The 19061-nt window shown below is 66.3% G+C and carries 16 protein-coding genes, 1 tRNA gene and 2 riboswitches; of the genes, 6 read left to right on the top strand and 11 right to left on the bottom strand.

Annotation, left to right across the window (positions count from 1 at the left end):
* Nucleotides 1-17: 17 nt before the first annotated feature.
* The 5 genes from P0645_RS11215 to cobF all read left to right on the top strand — a co-directional run bounded on the left by P0645_RS11215 (nucleotide 18) and on the right by cobF (nucleotide 4263).
* Nucleotides 18-1325: a cobyrinic acid a,c-diamide synthase CobB gene (locus P0645_RS11215; protein ID WP_284164665.1), complete on the top strand. Its 1308-nt coding sequence runs from the start codon at nucleotides 18-20 to the stop codon at nucleotides 1323-1325.
* Nucleotides 1322-2041: a uroporphyrinogen-III C-methyltransferase gene (gene cobA, locus P0645_RS11210; RefSeq protein ID WP_284164664.1), complete on the top strand. Its 720-nt coding sequence runs from the start codon at nucleotides 1322-1324 to the stop codon at nucleotides 2039-2041. The genes P0645_RS11215 and cobA overlap by 4 nt, the downstream gene beginning before the upstream one ends.
* Nucleotides 2038-2355: a DUF1636 family protein gene (locus P0645_RS11205; RefSeq protein ID WP_284164663.1), complete on the top strand. Its 318-nt coding sequence runs from the start codon at nucleotides 2038-2040 to the stop codon at nucleotides 2353-2355. The genes cobA and P0645_RS11205 overlap by 4 nt, the downstream gene beginning before the upstream one ends.
* Nucleotides 2356-2506: 151 nt before the next feature.
* Nucleotides 2507-2727, top strand: a riboswitch (cobalamin riboswitch).
* A 37-nt stretch (nucleotides 2728-2764) separates the two neighbouring features.
* On the top strand, nucleotides 2765-3442 hold the full coding sequence (locus P0645_RS11200) for an energy-coupling factor ABC transporter permease (protein ID WP_284164662.1): 678 nt from the start codon (nucleotides 2765-2767) through the stop codon (nucleotides 3440-3442).
* Between the two features lie 65 nt (nucleotides 3443-3507).
* Nucleotides 3508-4263, top strand: coding sequence for a precorrin-6A synthase (deacetylating) (gene cobF / locus P0645_RS11195; protein WP_284164661.1), 756 nt, complete (start codon nucleotides 3508-3510; stop codon nucleotides 4261-4263).
* Here cobF and P0645_RS11190 read toward each other — a convergent pair.
* Nucleotides 4254-5279 (bottom strand): LacI family DNA-binding transcriptional regulator, encoded by a 1026-nt coding sequence (locus P0645_RS11190; RefSeq protein ID WP_284164660.1) that lies wholly within the window; start codon nucleotides 5277-5279, stop codon nucleotides 4254-4256. The genes cobF and P0645_RS11190 overlap by 10 nt on opposite strands.
* 160 nt (nucleotides 5280-5439) lie before the next feature.
* Between P0645_RS11190 and P0645_RS11185 the strand changes: the two genes are divergently transcribed.
* Nucleotides 5440-9033 carry a hydantoinase B/oxoprolinase family protein gene (locus tag P0645_RS11185; protein ID WP_284164659.1) on the top strand — a complete coding sequence of 1198 codons (3594 nt, stop codon included), beginning with the start codon at nucleotides 5440-5442 and terminating at the stop codon, nucleotides 9031-9033.
* Nucleotides 9034-9338: 305 nt separating this feature from the next.
* Here the strand turns inward: P0645_RS11185 and P0645_RS11180 are convergent.
* From P0645_RS11180 to P0645_RS11135, 10 genes are all read right to left on the bottom strand, one after another.
* A tRNA-Ala gene (locus P0645_RS11180) sits at nucleotides 9339-9414 on the bottom strand.
* An 81-nt stretch (nucleotides 9415-9495) separates the two neighbouring features.
* Nucleotides 9496-9951 carry a thioredoxin family protein gene (locus tag P0645_RS11175; RefSeq protein ID WP_284164658.1) on the bottom strand — a complete coding sequence of 152 codons (456 nt, stop codon included), beginning with the start codon at nucleotides 9949-9951 and terminating at the stop codon, nucleotides 9496-9498.
* Nucleotides 9952-10008: 57 nt separating this feature from the next.
* The gene (locus P0645_RS11170; protein ID WP_284164657.1) at nucleotides 10009-10326 is read right to left on the bottom strand and encodes a DUF3775 domain-containing protein; all 318 of its coding nucleotides are present in this window, start codon (nucleotides 10324-10326) and stop codon (nucleotides 10009-10011) included.
* A gap of 77 nt (nucleotides 10327-10403) precedes the next feature.
* The gene (locus tag P0645_RS11165) at nucleotides 10404-10733 is read right to left on the bottom strand and encodes an AzlD domain-containing protein (RefSeq protein WP_284164656.1); all 330 of its coding nucleotides are present in this window, start codon (nucleotides 10731-10733) and stop codon (nucleotides 10404-10406) included.
* On the bottom strand, nucleotides 10723-11463 hold the full coding sequence (locus P0645_RS11160) for an AzlC family ABC transporter permease (RefSeq protein ID WP_284164655.1): 741 nt from the start codon (nucleotides 11461-11463) through the stop codon (nucleotides 10723-10725). Before P0645_RS11160 ends, P0645_RS11165 begins: the two co-directional genes overlap by 11 nt.
* 169 nt (nucleotides 11464-11632) lie before the next feature.
* A complete protein-coding gene (gcvP, locus tag P0645_RS11155) occupies nucleotides 11633-14482 on the bottom strand; it encodes an aminomethyl-transferring glycine dehydrogenase (protein ID WP_284164654.1) in 2850 nt (949 codons plus the stop codon).
* Between the two features lie 95 nt (nucleotides 14483-14577).
* Nucleotides 14578-14943 (bottom strand): glycine cleavage system protein GcvH, encoded by a 366-nt coding sequence (gene gcvH / locus P0645_RS11150; protein WP_284164653.1) that lies wholly within the window; start codon nucleotides 14941-14943, stop codon nucleotides 14578-14580.
* 17 nt (nucleotides 14944-14960) lie between these two features.
* On the bottom strand, nucleotides 14961-16088 hold the full coding sequence (gcvT, locus tag P0645_RS11145) for a glycine cleavage system aminomethyltransferase GcvT (RefSeq protein WP_284164652.1): 1128 nt from the start codon (nucleotides 16086-16088) through the stop codon (nucleotides 14961-14963).
* 154 nt (nucleotides 16089-16242) lie between these two features.
* Nucleotides 16243-16343: riboswitch (glycine riboswitch) on the bottom strand.
* Between the two features lie 166 nt (nucleotides 16344-16509).
* Nucleotides 16510-17352: a 4-(cytidine 5'-diphospho)-2-C-methyl-D-erythritol kinase gene (locus P0645_RS11140; RefSeq protein ID WP_284164651.1), complete on the bottom strand. Its 843-nt coding sequence runs from the start codon at nucleotides 17350-17352 to the stop codon at nucleotides 16510-16512.
* Entirely contained in the window at nucleotides 17342-19060 is a 1719-nt protein-coding gene (locus P0645_RS11135) for a tetratricopeptide repeat protein (protein WP_284164650.1), read from the bottom strand. Before P0645_RS11135 ends, P0645_RS11140 begins: the two co-directional genes overlap by 11 nt.
* Nucleotide 19061: the final 1 nt, after the last annotated feature.

Raw genomic sequence — 19061 nt, 5'->3', positions numbered from 1 at the left:
AAAGTGGGGAATAGGTGATGATGCCGCCCGGTCTGATCATTTCGGCGCCCGCCTCGGGGACGGGAAAGACGACGCTGATGCTGGGTCTGCTGGCGGCGCTTCGGGCGCGGGGCATGGTGGTGCAGCCGTTCAAGAACGGGCCCGACTACATCGACCCGGCCTTTCATCGCGCGGCCTCGGGGCGGGCCTCGTGGAACCTTGAAAGCTGGGCGATGGGTCGGGCGCGCATTGCGGGGCTGATCGGCGAGGCCGCGGGCGCCGGACTGATCCTCGCCGAAGGGTCGATGGGGCTTTTCGACGGGGTGGCGGGCGCGGGCGAGGCCGGAACCGGGGCGAGCGCGGATATTGCGGCGCTGACCGGCTGGCCGGTGGTTCTGGTCCTTGATGTCTCGGGTCAGGCGCAGTCGGCGGCAGCGGTGGCGCGGGGGTTTGCCATGATGCGCGAGGGGGTGCGGCTGGCAGGGGTGGTGCTGAACCGTGTGGCCTCGCCCCGGCATGAGGCTCTGGTGCGGGGCGGCATGGCGGCGGCGGGGATCACGGTTCTCGGCGCCCTGCCGCGCCGGGCCTCGATCGAGATGCCCGAGCGGCATCTCGGCCTCGTGCAGGCCGAGGAGACGCCGGAGCTTGACCGGATCATCAGCGAAGCGGGCGCGTTCGTGGCCGAACATGTCGATCTGGATGCGCTGATTGCCGCAGCGGCGCCGACGGGGCTTTCCGGGCCGCCGCTGGCGGTCGCGCCGCCCGGCCAGCGGATCGCGCTGGCGCGGGACGCGGCCTTTTCATTCGTCTATCCGCATCTGCTCGACGGCTGGCGCCGGGCGGGGGCGGAGGTCCTGCCTTTTTCGCCGCTGGCCGACGAAGCGCCGGATGGTACGGCTGATTGCTGCTGGTTGCCCGGCGGCTATCCGGAACTGCATGGCGGGCGGCTGGCGGCGGCGGAGCATTTCCGGGACGGGCTGCGGGCCTTCGCCGAGACCCGGCCCGTGCATGGCGAATGCGGGGGCTATATGGCGATGGGCGAGGCCATCGTCGACAAGGACGGCCTGCGCCACCGGATGGCGGGGCTTCTGGGGCTTGTCACCTCTTACGAGAAGCGGCGGATGCATCTGGGTTACCGGATGGCGACGCTGCAGGCGCCTGTGCCGGGTTATCCGGCGGGCGCGCGCCTCAGGGGCCACGAATTCCACTATTCGACAATCCTCGAGCAACCGGATAGGACGCTCGCCACCGTCTTGGACGCGACCGGGGAGCCGGTCGCCGAGACCGGATCGCGCCGGGGGCTGGCCACCGGCACCTTCTTTCACCTGATCGCGGAGGCGACATGAGCGGCTTTGTCAGTTTCGTCTCTTCCGGTCCGGGCGATCCCGAGCTTCTGACGCTGAAGGCCGTCGACCGGCTGCAGAAGGCCGACGCGATCCTGTTTGATGACCTCTCCTCGGGTCCGATTCTGACCCATGCGCGTGACGGCGCCGATCTGGTGGGTGTAGGCAAGCGGGCGGGGCGGCCTTCGCCCAAGCAGGATCATGTGAGCCGACTGCTGGTCGATTACGCCCGGTCGGGCGCGCGGGTGGTGCGGCTGAAGTCGGGGGATTCGGGTCTGTTCGGGCGGCTCGAGGAAGAGATCATCGCTTGCCGGGAAGCGGGCATCGGCTATGAGATCATCCCGGGCGTCACGTCGGCCATGGCGGCGGCGGCGGCGGCGGGCATTCCGCTGACGCGTCGGCTGACGGCGCGGCGGGTGCAGTTCGTGACGGGGCATGATGTGACGGGCGCCCTGCCGGAGGATTTGAACATAGCGGCCCTGGCCGATGCGACGGCGACCACGGTGATCTTCATGGGCAAGCGCACCTTCGGGGAACTTTGCCGACGGCTGACGGCGGCGGGCCTGTCGCCCGGGACGCCGGCGCTTCTGGCCGAAAGCGTCTCTACCCCGGCCCAAAAACTGGTGCGCGGTACGCTTGCCTCGATGGAGCGGCTGATTGCCGAGGAGGCGGCCGACGGGCCCGCGCTGATCCTGATCGGGCCGCTCGCCGAGCCATGAGCACGGCGGCGACCATCTGCGCCTCCTGCCCGGCCGGGCGGGCGGGGCTGGCGGAGCGGGTGCGCGAACGGCTTGAGCCGCTGGGCGTTGCGGTGCGGGAGGTCGATTGCATGTCGGGTTGCGCGCGGCCCTCGACGCTTGCCTTCCGGGCGCCGGGCAAGGTGGCCTATCTGTTCGGCGAGATCACCGAGGCGGACCTGGCCGAGATCGAAGCCTTCGCGCGGCTCTGTCTGGCTTCGGCCGACGGCACTTTTCCGGACGCGCGGGTGCTGGGCGGGCTCAGGCTGAAGGCGATCGCGCGGATACCGGGATAATTGTCGACCCGCCTGCGGCGGGCCGACCCGTGCGAGGGGGCCTCCAGCCCCCTCGCGCTCCCCCGGGGATATTTGTGAACGGAAGCGGGATGAGGGTCGTTTTGTGCCGTCTTGCCGACGCTTTCAGCCTTGACCCTGTGGGCCTTCCGGGCGCAGATGGTTCTCGTACGGTGCCCCAAGGCGCGAAGCGTCCGGGGCTGAAACGGGAATGGGGAAGGGTGGACCAAAGGCGGCACCCGGAGCCCCAACCGCCCCCGCGACTGTAAGCGGCGAGCGGCTTTCCACGAAGCCACTGGGGCAGACGCCCCGGGAAGGCGGAAAGCATCGCTTCGACCCGCGAGTCAGGAGACCGGCCGTGCGGGAGTGAAACGCGACAGCCGTCGGGTGTGACGGCATGAAGGAGGATCAAATGCATATCGAACCGGGTATCGTCGACGGCGCGAAGATCGTGCTGAGCTACGCCACCGCCGCCGCCGCGGGTGGCCTGACTTTCCGTGAAGCCTACAAGGCCATGCGCGCCGTGGGCGTGCCGTCGGTCATCGGGCGCACGGCCATAGCCACCGCACTGGTCTTCGCCTTCTTCCAGGTCCTGCCGCACTTCCCGGTCGGTGTTTCGGAGGTTCACTTCATCCTCGGATCGACACTCTTCCTGATGTTCGGGGCCGCGCCGGCGGCGCTCGGCCTCGCCTTGGGTCTTCTTGTCCAGGGGCTGTTCTTCGCCCCGTTCGATCTGCCGCAATACGGCATGAACGTCACCACGATCCTCGTGCCGCTCTTTGCGCTGCAAATGCTTGCCAAGCGGATCATCGCGCCGGATACGGCCTATGTCGACCTGCGCTATTCGCAGGCCCTCGCACTGTCGACCGCCTATCAGGGCGGCGTCGTGGCCTGGGTCGGCTTCTGGGCCTTCTATGGCCAGGGCTTCGGCGCGGCCAATATCGCTGCGGTGACGAGCTTTGGCGCTGCCTACATGATGGTCATCCTGATCGAGCCTCTGGCCGACCTGGCGGTCCTTGCAGCTGCGAAGTCGCTGCGGGACCTCACCGGCGGCCGTCTGTTCGAGCGTCGTCTGCACCAGGCCGCCTGAACGTCGCGGCGTGAACCTCTGACGCGGCCCCGATTGCGGGCCGCGTTTTCTTTGGCGGGGACCCCATGCTCGACTTCATTCTCATCGGTATCGGCACCGGCAACCCCGACCATCTGACCCTTCAGGCGATCAAGGCGCTGAACAGCGCGGATCTGATCCTGATCCCGCGCAAGGGCGAGACCAAGGCCGATCTGGCCGAACTGCGCCGGGCAATCGTCGCGGATGTCGTCACCAACCCCGCGACACGGATCGCCGAGTTCGACCTGCCGGTGCGGAACGAGGCCACACAAAGCTACCGGGCGCGGGTGGACGACTGGCACGATGCCATCGCTCTCGTCTGGAAAGATACTATTCTTGGCGAAATCGGCTCATCGGGCCGGGTTGCGCTGCTCGTGTGGGGCGATCCGTCGCTTTACGACAGCACGCTGCGTATCGCCGAGCGCGTCGGGCGCAGCCTTCCACTGACGATCAAGGTCATTCCAGGCATCACCTCGCTTCAGGCGCTGACCGCAGCGCATGCCATGCCGATCAACGAGATCGGCGCTCCCTTCACCGTCACCACCGGCAGGCGGCTGCGCGAGCAGGGCTGGCCCCGGGGTGCGGATACGCTGGCGATCATGCTGGACGGGGACTGTTCCTTCCGGTCTGTCGATCCGACTGGCGTGACGATCTGGTGGGGCGCCTATGTGGGGATGGCGGAGGAGATCACGCTGTCCGGCCCGCTGTCCGATGTGGCCGACAGGATCGTCGCCACCCGCGCCGAGGCGCGGGCGCGTCATGGCTGGATCATGGATATCTATATCCTGAGGCGTCAGACCTGACGGATCGTATCGCCGGGCTGCAGGACCGGGGTCAGTTCCACCCGCTCGCCGCCGATCGTTTCGGAATGGCCGTGACCCGCGATGATCTGCGCCGCCTGACGGCCGATCTCGCGGCGGCAGGCATCCATCGTGGCAAGACGGCGCGGCAGACCGTCCAGAAGGTCGACGCCGTTGAAACCGGCGAGCCCGATCTTGCCCGGCACGTCGAGACCCTTTTCCAAGCACCACAAGAGGCCGCCAGCCCCGATCATATCGTTGGAGTAATAGAGGAAATCGAGGTCCGACGTGCGCTTCAGCATCGCCTCCGTCATCTCGCGCCCTTTCAGAAGCGCCGAGCCGCCGGAATAGAATTCGCGGTCCGCAAGCTCGATCCCCGCTTCGGCCAACCCTGCCTCGAACCCTTCAAGCCGCTTCCGCGCCCTGTGGTCATGCGGCATCTTGGTGCCGAGAAAGCCGATGCGCTTGTAGCCCGCCGTCACTATGGCGCGCGCCATCTCTAGCCCCGCGCGCTTGTGGGAAATCCCCACGACGCTGTCGATCGCCTCGCCGTCCACATCCATGATCTCGACGATCGGGATCCCCGAATTTTCCAGCATGGCGCGGGCGGCGGGCGAATGTTCCAGCCCCGCGACGATCACCCCCGACGGCCGCCAGGACAGCATCTCGTACAGGACCGCCTCTTCCTTCTCGCCGGAATAATTGGTGACGCCGAAGACCGGCTGCAGGCCCGTGTCTTCGAGAACCTCCGATATGCCGCCCAGAACCTCGGGAAAGACGAGGTTCGACAAGGACGGCACGATGACCGCCACGAGGTTCACCCGCTGCGAGGCGAGCGCGCCCGCGATCTTGTTCGGCACATAGCCGAGCTGGCGAGCGGCCTCGAGCACACGCTCGCGCGTCGCCTCGCTGACGTCGCCACGATTCCTGAGGACACGGCTGACCGTCATTTCCGAAACGCCCGACGCTTCGGACACGTCGCGGAGCGTCAGGGTCCGTTTCGGATCGTTGGATGCCATGTCTGCCGCCCTCTCTGTCATTAGCGTTTAGCTAATGAGGATAGGCCCCGCGACGCAAGCCGAAACCGCGCAGTCGCATGTCCCGACGCGTTGCACCTTGGAGTTGGGGAGGGTACGGTCCCGCCCTGCGGCGTTTCGATGAAGGGCGGGCGGGGGAAATATGCTGAAGTCCGGATGGCAATTCTGGGTGGATCGGGGCGGCACTTTCACCGACATCGTGGCGCGCAGGCCGGATGGCGCACTCAAATCGCACAAGCTTCTGTCCGAAAATCCCGAGCGTTACAGGGATGCGGCGGTTCAGGGCGTTCGCGACCTTCTTGGCCTCGCGCCGGGCGATCCGATCCCCGCAGGCACCATCGACGCGGTCAAGATGGGCACCACGGTCGCCACCAATGCGCTTCTGGAGCGCAAGGGCGACCGCACGGTTCTTCTGATCACGAAAGGCCTGCGCGACCTTCTGCGAATCGGTTATCAGAACCGGCCGAGGCTTTTCGATCTGCAGATCGTTCTGCCCGAGCAGCTTTATGAAGAGGTGATCGAGGTCGAGGAACGGCTTGCCGCCGATGGCAGTATCGTCACGCCGCTGAATGTCGATGCCGCGCGCGAGGCGCTGGCCTTCGCGCGCGGCAGGGGCTTCCGCTCTGTCGCCGTGGCACTGATGCATGCTTACCGCTTCCCCGATCACGAACGGGCAATCGGCGCTGTCGCGCGCGAAATCGGCTTTTCGCAGGTCTCGCTCAGCCATGAGGTGAGCCCGCTGATCAAGCTCGTGTCGCGCGGCGACACGACGGTGGTCGATGCCTATCTCTCGCCGATCCTGCGGCGCTATGTCGAACAGGTGCGCGATGCGCTTGGCGCGGGTGCGGTCGGCGGCAAACTCATGTTCATGCAGTCGAACGGCGGGCTGACGGATGCGGCCCTGTTTCAGGGCAAGGACGCTATCCTGTCAGGCCCGGCGGGTGGGGTTGTCGGCATGGTGCGGACCGCCGAAGAGGCCGGGTTTGACAGGCTCATCGGCTTCGACATGGGCGGCACCTCGACCGATGTCTGTCATTATGCGGGAACCTACGAACGGTCGTTCGAGACCGAGGTGGCCGGTGTGCGGATGCGCGCGCCGATGATGTCCATCCACACGGTCGCCGCCGGTGGCGGGTCGATCCTGTCCTACCGGCAGGGGCGGATGCAGGTCGGCCCCGAAAGTGCAGGCGCGAATCCCGGCCCGGCCAGCTATCGCCGGGGCGGGCCACTGACCGTGACCGATTGCAACGTGGTGCTGGGCAAGCTGCAGCCCGACCAATTCCCCGCGGTCTTTGGCCCGGGCGGCGATCAGCCGCTGGATACGGAGGCCGCGCGCGAAAAGTTCCGCCAGCTTGCCGCCGGGATCGCGGCAGAGACAGGCGAAGCGCCAATGGCAGTGGAGGCGCTGGCAGAGGGTTTCCTGCGCATCGCGGTCGAGAATATGGCCAATGCGATCAAGAAGATTTCCGTGCAGCGCGGCTATGACGTGACCCGATACACGATGAACTGCTTCGGCGGCGCGGGCGGGCAGCATGCCTGCCAGGTGGCCGACGTTCTGGGCATGGAAAGCATCTATATCCATCCTCTCGCGGGCGTCCTGTCTGCCTTCGGCATGGGCCTGGCCGACGTCCGGACCATCCGCGAACATCAGTTCGCCGCACCACTCACCGAAGGTGCGCGGGCCCGGGAGATGCTCGACCGGATCGGGCGCGAGGCACGGTCCGAGGTCTTGTCGCAGGGGATTGCGGAAGACCGCGTCACGGTGATCGAGACCGCGCATATCCGCACCCCCGGGTCGCACCAGACCCTGCCGGTTCCCTTCGGGCCGGAGGCCGAAATGCGCGCGGGCTTCGACCGTGCCCACCAGCAACGGTTCGGCTTCATCCCCGATTACGACCGCCTGATCATAGACCTTCTGACCGCAGAGGCCCTGGGTTCGACTGGCGAAGGTGCCGCGCTTGCGATAGCGCCCGCCGAGCAGGCGCCCACGCTGTCGGCACGGATGTTCACCCAGGGCAAATGGCAGGACGTGCCTCTCGTCCGGCGCGGCTCCCTCGGTACGGGCGACAGGGTCGATGGCCCGGCGATCATCGTGGAGCCCACGGGCACCAACGTGGTCGAACCCGGCTGGCAGGCCGAGGGTCTGCCCTGCGGGGGTCTGGTCCTGCGCCGAACCGTTCCGCTTGATCGGAAAGAGGCGATCGGCACGTCGGTCGATCCGGTGATGCTCGAGGTCTTCAACAACCTCTTCATGTCGATCGCCGACCAGATGGGCGCGACGCTCGCCAACACCGCCTATTCGGTCAACATCAAGGAGCGCTACGATTTTTCCTGCGCGATCTTCGATGCCGCGGGCGACCTTGTGGCGAATGCCCCGCACGTGCCGGTGCATCTGGGCTCCATGTCAGATAGCGTGCGCACCGTCCTGCGGGAAAACGCGGGGAAGATCCGCCCGGGCGATGTCTTCATGATGAACAACCCCTATAACGGCGGCACCCACTTGCCGGACGTGACCGTCATCACCCCGGTTTTCGATGCGGGCGGCAAGGACATCATCTTCCTGACCGCATCACGTGGCCACCATGCCGACATCGGCGGCAAGACCCCCGGCTCCTCCCCGCCCGATTCACGTCATATCGACGAGGAGGGCGTTCTGATCGACAATTTCCTGCTGGTTGATCAGGGCAGGCTGCGCGAGGCAGAGACCCGCGCGCTTCTCGCCTCGGGCCGCTATCCCTGCCGGAACATCGACGAAAACATGGCCGACCTCGCCGCCCAGATCGCGGCGAATGCCACCGGCGCGGCCGAACTCACGCGCATCACCCGCCAGTTCGGCCTTCCGGTCGTGCAGGCCTACATGGGCCATGTTCAGGACAATGCCGAAGAAAGCGTGCGGCGCGTCCTCGATGTGCTGAAGGATTGCGCCTTTACCTATCCGCTGGACAGCGGGGCGCAGATCAAGGTGCAAATCTCTGTCGACAAAGCCAGCCGCAGCGCGCTGATCGACTTCACCGGCACCTCGGCGCAGGACCGGTTCAACTACAACGCTCCCTTCTCGATCTGCCGCGCCGTGGTGCTTTACGTCTTCCGCACGCTCGTCGGCGCCGACATCCCGATGAACGAAGGCTGCCTGAAACCGATCGAGATCCGCGCGCCCGAAGGCTCGATGATCAACCCCGCCTATCCCGCCGCCGTCATCTCGGGCAATACCGAGGTCAGCCAGGCCATCGCCGACACGCTTTACGGCGCGCTCGGCGTGATCGCGGGCAGTCAGGGGACGATGAACAATTTCGTCTATGGCAATGCGCGGCTGCAGAATTACGAGACGATCTGCGGCGGCACCGGCGCCGGTCCGGGCTTCGACGGCGCCAGCGCCGTTCATAGCCACATGACCAACACCCGCATGACCGACCCCGAGGTCCTGGAAACCCGCTTCCCGGTCCGGGTCGAGGAATTCTCGGTCCGCCGCGGCTCGGGCGGCGCGGGTCGCTGGCGGGGCGGCGACGGCATCACCCGCCGCCTGCGCTTTCTCGAAGAGATGACGGTGACCGTCCTGTCCTCGCACCGCGAGGTTCCGCCGCACGGTGCGGCGGGCGGCCAGCCCGGGAAGTGCGGGGAAAACCGGATCGAGCGGACGGATGGCCGTGCCGTGCCGCTCGGCGGCAATGACGAGGCACTGCTTTCGCCGGGTGACATCTTCGTCATGCACACACCGGGCGGCGGCGGCTACGGGTAGCTGTAAGCTTTCAACAGCTTGTCCCTTCAATCCTTCTGAAGTCGTTGAAGTTACCAAGCACCAACGCTCTTTCGAGGGATCGAATGAACGTGCACGAGAATGCCAGACTGAGAGAGTCGAAGCTGGCCCCAAGCGTCGGACCAAAGCTAGAATTCAGAAATCTGCTCGATGGCGGCTCCCTAGCCATCTTGGAGTTTAAGCGTCACCGATGAGCTGACATTAAGTCAGACGTCGGGACAATTGGTGGGACAAACCCACGAGACGCAGAAATTTTATAGAAATTTCATTAGATTGCGGTAATAGACTGGTGGAGCAGAGGGGGATCGAACCCCTGACCTTATCATTGCGAACGATACGCTCTCCCAACTGAGCTACTGCCCCGTCCGTGAACGGCTATTTGGCCGAGAGGGCTGGCAATGTCAAGGCTTCGGCCAGTCGCCGGACCGCAAATCCAAGGCCGGTTCACTCGGTCGGGACGTGATTGCGGACGAAGGTGAGAATATCGGCGGCCGGGCGCGCACCGGCAAGGCGGGCGACCTCGCGCCCGCCCTTCCACAGGATGAGCAGCGGGATGCCACGAATTGCCAGCCGCTGCGAAACGGCGGCGTGATCCTCGGTGTTGATCTTGGCGAAGCGGACCGAAGGACCGGCCGCGGCGGCGGCCTTGGAAAATTCCGGCGCCATCATCCGGCAGGGGCCGCACCAGGGCGCCCAATAGTCGACGATCAGCGGCAGGTCGTCGCCCCGGACGGCCTTGTCGTGGGTCGTCGCGTCAAGATCGGCAACCATGGGGCCGGTCAGCGCCGAGCCGCAGATCGCGCATTTCGGGCCGCGCGACAGGCGGTCGGCGGGCAGGCGGTTCATCTGGCCGCAGGTTGTGCAGGTCAGTTTCAGCGATGGAGCGGGCGCGTCGGTCATGGCATTCTCATATTCCGTGCATGGAATATATCGGCATCCGGTGCCCGACTTGCAAGGTCAGAGCAGGTCTTCCTCCTCCGCCGCCACATCCACGCCGAGGGCATCGAGCCCCGCTTCGAGATTTTCGGCAAGATGCGGCATGCCCATCAGGTAATCCTCTGTGGGAGTCGTGGCCTCCGCCATCGCGGTGGCCACCGCCTCGTCGAACTCCTCGGGCTCGAAGGCGCCGCGTCCGACCCAAGCGAGGGCGGTCAGTTGCGCCTTCTCGTCCTCGTTCAGCCCGGCGATGAAGTCGCGCAGTTCCGCCTCGGCGGGCGCGCCCTCGCGCGCAAGAAAGACGACCTGGATGACGGTCGCGGGGGTTATCTCCAGCATGATCGCGCCCTTTCGTTCCTGTGGGCTGAGGAGATCATGCCACAGGAGCGCGCACCTTGTCAGAGATCAAATCGGGTTCAGGCGGCGACAAGCCAGAAGGCGCCGCCATAGGCAAGGGCGCCGGCGAGCGTCGCGACGGCAACCGAACGTGTGGCGGCATAGATCAGAAGCACCGCACCGACACCTGTGCCGAGGGTCAGGGTGGCGGGGCCGGAGCGGTCGTTGACCAATGGCAGGGCGGAGGCCACGAAGAGCGTGCCGATGGCCGCGGGACCGGTGGCGGCAAGGAAGCGGGTCACCGGGCTGCCGGACGGCAGTTCATGCAGGTTGGCGCGGGTCGGAACGTAACGGAAGGCCCAGTTGCAGGCGCCGACGATCAGGGCGAGGGCAAGGACTTCAAGGCGCATCTCTCACTCCCTTGCGGTTCAGCACCCCCGCCACGGCGCCCGCGATCATGCCGGCGAGCAGTCCTGCCGTGCCCGACCAGGCGAGCGTCACGGCTACGGTCGCCACTGCCGCCACGGCCAGGACCGGAAGCTGCGCACGAGACAGCACCGAAAGGAGGAGGGCGAGGAAAAGCGCGGGCAACATGAAGCCGAGGCCCGCCTCGACAGCGGGCCAGGCGGCGAGCGCGCCGCTGCCCGCATAGGCACCCATCGCCGTGCCCGCGCCCCAGGCGAGATAGGCGCCAAGACCGAGACCGAACATGAAGGGCTCGGAAAAGCGCCGCCCGCGCGCCAGCGCGCCAAGCGCGGTGCCGAACACCTCGTCCGTCAGGCCCCAGGCCCAGGCCCAGGCATGGCGCCGGGAGGCAGCGGGACCGGCGCGGCGCATGAGCGCCGGGCCGTAGAGCAGATGCCTCAGCCCCATGGCGATCAGCGTGAAGGCCGAGACGAGGAAAGGCGCCCCGCTGGCGATCAGCGCCAGCGCCACGAATTGCGCGCCGCCGGAATAGAGGATGACCGAGAGCGCGACCGCCTCGGCCAGCGTCAGACCGACACCGCGCGCGGCGACGCCGAAGGCAAAGGCGATCGGCACATAGCCAAGGGCAATGGGCAGCGATGCCCAGAGACCATCAAGGAAGGTCCCGGCCCGCGGATCAGAGGAAACTGAGGATTGAAACCCGCTTTCGGCCAAGATGTCGCCCCTTCTGCGCCCGGGCGCATTTGACCATCGGACAAAACCTCCTCGAGCACTTCGTGCACTCGTCGGATTGCCCCCGCGAGGAGTGCCCGGAGGGCTCGACGAGCCCCGCGTTGGGTAGAGGCCCGCCCCGATGTACGGGGCAGGCCCTGTCAGACGCCGCTCACTCCGCCGCTTCGGCGTAGCTTTCGACCGGCGGGCAGATGCAGATCAGGTTGCGGTCGCCATAGACATTGTCGACCCGGCCGACGGGCGGCCAGTATTTGTCGACGCGGAAGGCGCCGGGCGGGAAGCAGCCCTGCTCGCGCGAGTAGGGCCGGTCCCAGTCGCCGATCAGCGCGTTCACCGTATGGGGCGCGTGCTTCAACGGGTTGTTCTCGCGGTCGATCTCGCCCTTTTCCACCGCGTCGATCTCGGCGCGGATCGCGAGCATCGCGGTGACGAACCGGTCAAGCTCTGCCTTCGTCTCCGATTCCGTCGGCTCGACCATCAGCGTTCCGGCGACCGGCCAGCTCATGGTCGGCGCGTGGAAGCCGTTGTCGATCAGCCGCTTGGCGATATCGTCGACGGTGATGCCGCAGGTCTCGGCAAAGGCGCGGGTGTCGAGGATGCATTCATGCGCAACCCGGCCCAATTGGCCCTTGAAGAGGATCGGATAGGCACCCTCCAGCCGCTTGGCGATGTAGTTGGCATTCAAAATCGCCACTTTCGTCGCCTGCGTCAGCCCCTGCCCGCCCATCATCAGGATATAGGCCCAGCTGATCGGCAGGATCGAGGCCGAGCCCCAGGGCGCCGCCGAGACCGGCCCTTCCTGACCGCCGGTCACCGGATGCCCGGGCAAGTGCGGTGCCAGATGCGCCTTCACCCCGATCGGCCCCATGCCCGGGCCACCGCCGCCATGGGGAATGCAGAAGGTCTTGTGAAGGTTCAGGTGGCTCACGTCGCCGCCCAGATCGCCCGGCCGCACCAGACCTACCATCGCGTTCATGTTGGCGCCGTCGATATAGACCTGTCCGCCATGGTCATGGGTGATCTTGCAGACCTCGCGCACCGTCTCCTCGAAGACGCCGTGCGTCGAGGGATAGGTGATCATGCAGGCCGCCAGATCGCCGCCGGCCGCTTCGGCCTTGGCGCGGAAATCCTCGACGTCGATATCGCCGTTTTCGCGCGCCTTCACCACCACGACCTTCATCCCCGCCATCTGCGCCGAGGCCGGGTTGGTGCCATGGGCCGAGGTGGGGATAAGACAGACCTTGCGGTGCGCCTCGCCCCGCGCCTTGTGATAGGCCTGAATGGTCAGAAGGCCCGCATATTCGCCCTGCGCGCCCGAATTGGGTTGCAGGCTCATCGCGTCATAGCCGGTGATGGTGCACAGCTTCGCCGACAGGTCCCTGAAGAGTTCCGCGTAGCCTTCTGCCTGATCGGCGGGCGCGAAGGGATGGAGGTTGCAGAATTCCGGCCAGGTGATCGGCATCATCTCGGCCGCCGCATTCAGCTTCATCGTGCAGGAGCCCAAGGGGATCATCGCCCGGTCCAGCGCCAGGTCGCGGTCGGCGAGGCGGCGCATGTAGCGCATCATCTCGGTTTCTGCCCGATTCATGTGGAAGACCGGGTGGGTCAGGTACTCGCTCTCGCGCAGAAGCGGATCGGGGATGCGGTAGCCGGGCGTGACGCGGTCATCCTTCTTTTCGATCCCGAAAGCGCGCCACAGCCGCTCGACCGTCTCGGTGCGGGTGGTTTCGTCAAGCGAGATGCCGACCTTGGTCGTCCCGACCTTGCGGAGGTTGATCCGCTCCTTGCGGGCGGCCTTGAGGATGATGCCCTGCATGGCGCCGACCTCGACCGTGAACGTATCGAAGAAATGCTTCGGCGCGACCTTGTAGCCCGCTTCCTCCAGCCCCTTCACCACGCGCACCGCCTTGCGGTGGATGCGCTGGCCGATGGCCTTCAGCCCCTCGGGGCCATGATAGACCGCGTAGAACGACGCCATGTTGGCCAGAAGCGCCTGCGCGGTGCAGACGTTCGACGTGGCCTTTTCGCGGCGGATATGCTGTTCGCGGGTCTGAAGGGACAGCCGGTAAGCCTTGCCGCCCTGCGCGTCGATCGAGACGCCGACGATCCGGCCCGGCATGTCGCGCTTGTGCTTGTCCTTGCAGGCCATGTAGGCGGCCGACGGCCCGCCATAGCCCATCGGCACGCCGAAGCGCTGGGTCGAGCCCACGGCGATGTCGGCGCCCATCGCGCCCGGTTCCTTCAGGATCGTCAGCGCCATGATGTCAGCGATGACGATACCGATGGCGCCCTGTTCGTGAAGGGCAGCAATCGGCTTGGCGAAATCCATCAGATAGCCGTGGGTGCCCGGATACTGGAAGATCGCGCCGAAAACCTTCGAGGCATCCAGATCGACCGGGTCGCCCACCATGATCTCTATGCCAAGCGGTTCGGCCCGGACGCGCATCACCTCGATATTCTGCGGATGGCATTCCTGGTCGATGAAGAAGAGGTTCGACTTCGACTTGGCGACCCGGTGCGCCATCGTCATCGCTTCGGCCGCTGCCGTCGCCTCGTCAAGCAGCGAGGCGTTGGCGATCTCCAGCCCGGTCAGGTCGCAGACCATGGTCTGGTAGTTCAGGAGCGCTTCCAGACGGCCCTGGCTGATTTCCGGCTGATAGGGCGTGTAGGCCGTGTACCATGCGGGATTTTCCAGGATATTTCGCTGGATCGCCGGGGGGCAGACCGTGCCGTAGAAGCCCTGCCCGATCATCGAGGTGAAGACCTTGTTCTTCTTGGCCACCTGCCGCATGAACCACAGAAGCTCGCGTTCCGACTTGGGCTTGCCGAAGTCCAGGGGCTTTTCCTGCCGCAGCGATTTCGGGATCGTCTGGTCGATCAACTCGTCCAGATCCTTCACGCCGAGGACCTTGAACATCTCGGCCATTTCGGCGGGCGACGGGCCGATATGGCGGCGGTTGGCGAAATCGTAGGGCAGGTAATCGGTGGGCTTGTAGGTCATCTTGAGCTCCTGAGGGGGTAGGACGCCCGGAGGGTCGGCAGGGCCAATTGCCGGTCCACTCCGGACGCCGGATCGGGGGGCGCGGCCCGCGCCCGTCAGCCGATCAGGTCTTTGTAGGCGTCTTCGTCCATGTACTGGTCAAGGACCGACAGATCGTCGATCTTCATCTTGAAGAACCAGGCGGCGCCCAGCGGGTCCTCGTTCACGAGGCCGGGGCTGTCGACAAGCTTTTCATTCACCGCGACGATCTCGCCATCGAGCGGCGCGAGGATGTCGGAGGCGGCCTTGACGCTTTCGATCACCGCGCAATCGTCGCCCTTGGCGACCATCGTCTCGACCTCGGGCAGTTCGACGAAGACCACATCGCCCAGCTGTTCGGCGGCATGTTCGGTGATGCCTACAACAACGACGTCGCCATCGACGCGCAGCCATTCGTGGTCTTCGGTATACTTCATGGTCATGGGTAGCTCCTGTTGGATCAGCGTTTGTAGGATGTCGGATGGAAGGGCATCGGCGCAAGTGTGGCGGCCAGGCGCTTGCCGCGCACATCCGCATAGACCGTGTCGCCATCCTTGAGGTTCGCCGGCAGATAGGCCATGGCCATCGGCCCTTCGATCGAGGGGCCGAAGCCGCCCGAAGTGATGGCGCCGATCGGCTCGCCGCCCTCGGGGCCGGCATAGACCACCGTACCCTCGCGCATCGGTGCCCGGCCTTCGGGGCGCAGCCCGACGCGGCGGCGGGAGGGGCCTTCGGCCAGTTCGCGCAGAATGCGCGCGGCGCCGGGGAAGCCGCCCTCGCGTGCGCCGCCTGCCTTGCGGGCCTTCTGGATCGCCCAGGTCAGGTTGCCCTCGACGGGAGTGGTCGTTGTGTCGATGTCATGGCCGTAAAGGCACATGCCCGCCTCGAGCCTCAGCGAATCGCGCGCGCCAAGACCGATGGGCGCGACACCCGGCTCTGCCAGCAGGGCGCGGGCGAAGGCCACCGCTTGCGATTCGGGTACGGAAATCTCGTATCCGTCCTCTCCGGTATAGCCCGAGCGGGAAATCCAGAGATCGACCCCCGACCAGGGCAGGATCGCCACATCCATGAACTTCATCGCCGCGACACCGGGCACCAGAGCCTCCAGCGCCGCCTCGGCCTTCGGCCCCTGCAGCGCCAGCAGCGCGCGGTCGGTGATGGCGATCACCTCGCAGGCATCCGACAGATGCGCCCGCATATGGGCGATGTCCTGATCCTTGCAGGCGGCGTTCACCACGACGAACAGATGATCGCCCCGGTTGGCGAACATCAGGTCGTCAAGGATGCCGCCCGCGTCATTGGTGAAGAGGCCATAGCGCTGCCGTCCTTGCGGCAGGCCAAGCACATCGACCGGCATCAGCCGTTCGAAGGCCAGCGCGGCCGCCTCATAGCCGCCCGACTTCGGCTTCAGGATCACCTGCCCCATGTGGCTGACGTCGAACAGCCCCGCGTCGGAGCGCGTGTGAAGATGCTCCTTCAGGACGCCCATCGGATATTGCACGGGCATCTCATAGCCCGCGAAGGGCACGATCTTGGCGCCCAGTTCCACATGCAGATCGTAAAAGACCGTACGCTTCAGGTCGGCCATTGCCGCCCTCCCCTTGTCACGCCGGTCGATAGTACCCCGGCACCGTTTCCGGACAGGCTTGTCCTGTCCGCTCCGATGCCCCCTCTGTCCTTCCGCCTGAGATCGTTATCCCTTCGGCGCCCCGGATCAGGTCCGGGGTCTCTCCAGAGTTCCGCTGCCAGGACGGTCCTTGCGCCTGAGAGTTTACCGGGGCGGTTGCTCCTTCGGCACCGGCACAGGCGTAAACACCTGACCGGATTCTCCCGATCCTGACGGGCGCTGGATAGCCGACAAACGGGGGACGAGGCAAGGGGTATGCGACGGTATGCGGCAGAATGCTGAAGGAAAGCGACATTTCGCCGGACGGATTGCCCCGGCTGCGGCCAAAATCCTTCGAAGGATTTTGGCAAGATTTTTCGAAAAATCTTGCCTCGCCCGGGCCTTAGGCCCAAAGCAGGAGCCCGGTGTCGCTTGCCCACCAGTCGGGCCGGGTCGCCGCTATCCGCGCCCGGGCGGTGGCGGCCTCCTGCGGCGCGGCGAAAAGGCCGAAGCAGGTTGCCCCCGAGCCGGACATCCGCGCCAGGCGGCAACCGGGCTGGGCGGACAGCGCCTGAAGGACCTCGCCGATCACCGGCGCGATCCGGCGCGCGGGCGCCTCCAGATCGTTACGCTGATCGGCCAGAAAGGCCGCGAGAGTGTCGAATGTCCGAAGCGCGGGCAGAGGATCGGCCATCGGTGGCCCGTCGCGGCGGTCAAGATCGCGGAACACTGCGGGGGTGGGAACGCCGGTGCCGGGATTGACGAGAACCATCCAGAACGGCGGCAGGCCATCGACCGGTTCAAGCCGCTCGCCCACCCCCCTCATGCGCTGCGGGCGCGGGTCGAGGCAGACCGGCACATCGGCGCCAAGCGCCAGGATCGCCGCCGCATCCGGCAGCGGCTTGCCGGTCAGCCGGGCCATGGCGCGCAGTGTCGCCGCCGCGTCCGACGAGCCCCCGCCGATGCCGGAGGCAACCGGCAGATGCTTTTCCAGCCGCAGGGCCGCGCCACTCACACCCATCATCCGCGCGGCCTTCATCACCAGATTGTCCGGTCCCGCCGTCAGCCCGGCCGCCATCGGCCCGGCAATCTCCAGCGTGAGATCCTCCGCCGGCCCGGCGCGGACAAGATCGCCGACATCCGCGAACACGACCAGGCTGTCCAGCAGGTGATAGCCGTCCGCCCGCCGTCCGGTGACGTGAAGCGTCAGGTTGATCTTGGCGGGGGCAAAGGCCTCAGTTGCCATTCTTGGTGACGGCAAGCGGCTCTGATCCTTCTTCCTTCAGAACCAGATCCAGCCCGACTTCCAGCTTGCGGCGGATGCGGTTCGCCTCTTCCTCGCTGTCGGGCTTGAAGGACAGCGCGCGCTTCCACTGGAATTCCGCCTCGCGCTTGCGCCCGACCGCCCAATAGACGTCGCCCAGATGATCGTTCACCACCGGATCGACCGGCATGAGCTCGATCGCGCGCTCCATCTCGGCTTCCGCTTCCGGATAGCGGCCAAGCCGGTAGAAGGCCCAGCCCAGACTGTCGCTGATCGCGCCATCGTCGGGCCGCGCCTTCGCGGCCTTCTCGATCATGGCAAGCGCCTCGTCGAACTTCACCTTCTTTTCCAGAAGCGAATAGCCGAGATAGTTGAGGACAGACGGCTGATCGGGGCTGAGGTCGAGCGCCTTGCGGAAATCCGCCTCTGCCGCCTGCCACTGATCCAGCCGTTCATGGCAGATGCCGCGCGCGTAATAGAGGCCCCAGAAGTCCTTCGCATCGCCCTCGACCAGCGCCAAGGCGCGATCATAAGCCTCGGCGGCTTCGCTGAAACGCTCGTTGCGGCGCAGCACATCGCCCAGCGAGGCCCAGATCGCGATCCGGTCCGGCGCCGCACGTGACAGCTGTTGAAGGACCTCGACGGCCGCATCGGTCTTGCCTTCGGCCAGCAGCGCCTCCGACCGGCCGAGTTCCGCCGCCAGATGATCGGGGCTTGCCGGGTCGATCGCCTGATAGACATCGATGGCCAGTTCGTGCTGTTCCTGCCGTTCGAGCATGTCGGCGGCGACGAGCGCCGCCTCGCTCAGATCGGGCCGCAGATGAAGCGCGGTGCGCGCGAAGAGCAGGACGTCGATCTCGGATGACACGTCGCCCGGCCGCAGATCGTTGGCGAGTGCGGAGGCGATGGCAAAATAGACCTCTGCAATCCCGTCCATCGGCGAGCGGATCAGATCGAAGGGCACCGATTTGCCCGCCGAGAGTTCGGCGCGCAGGGGGGCGATCATCGGATCGGCTGTCTCTGCCCCGAAAATCTTGTCGATCAGTTCCAGCGCATCCTTGTTGCGCTCCAGCTGGCTCAGGACCTGCGCATGCGCGACGACCGAACGGCGGGTGGCATTGATCGGCCCGGCCTCTTCGCCCGACAGGATCCTGTCCGCGCCTTCAAAATCGCCGACGGAGGCAAGCGCCAGCGCCTTGTTGTAAAGCGCGAGCGATGCGATCTGCGGCTGCTTCACCAGCGCGTCGAACGCAGCCAGCGCATCCGACATCTGGCCATTGCCGAGGATCGACCAGGCGCGCAGGAACCCGTCGGCGAGCGGGCCGGAGCTTTTGCCCGCGTCCAGTGCCGCGATCACGCCCGGATAGTCGCCTGCGCGCACCTTGGTCGCCAGGATCGCCATGTCGGCGATCGGGCTTTTGACACCGGCACCATCAAGCGCCTCTGCCATCGGCTGCCCCTTGTCGAACGCCCCGATCCCGAGCTGGGCAAGGAGAGCGTTTTCCTGCAGTTCCGCATTCGTCGGGTCGCTGACCAGCGCCTGGGTGAAATAGGCCGCCGCCGCCTTGTAATCGGCGTGGATGCTCGCCACCCGGCCGGCGAGGTAGGGGCCCGCACCCCCGTCGGCCAGAGCGACAGTGGCGCCGCCGAGAAGCAGGGCGATCAGCGAAACGGAACGCAGAAGACGCAAG

Source organism: Frigidibacter sp. SD6-1, from assembly GCF_030143255.1.
In the GTDB taxonomy this organism is placed as follows: Bacteria; Pseudomonadota; Alphaproteobacteria; order Rhodobacterales; family Rhodobacteraceae; genus TMP-24.
The sequence above is the reverse complement of the archived record's forward strand: the minus strand, read 5'-3'. Positions and strand labels throughout refer to the sequence as shown.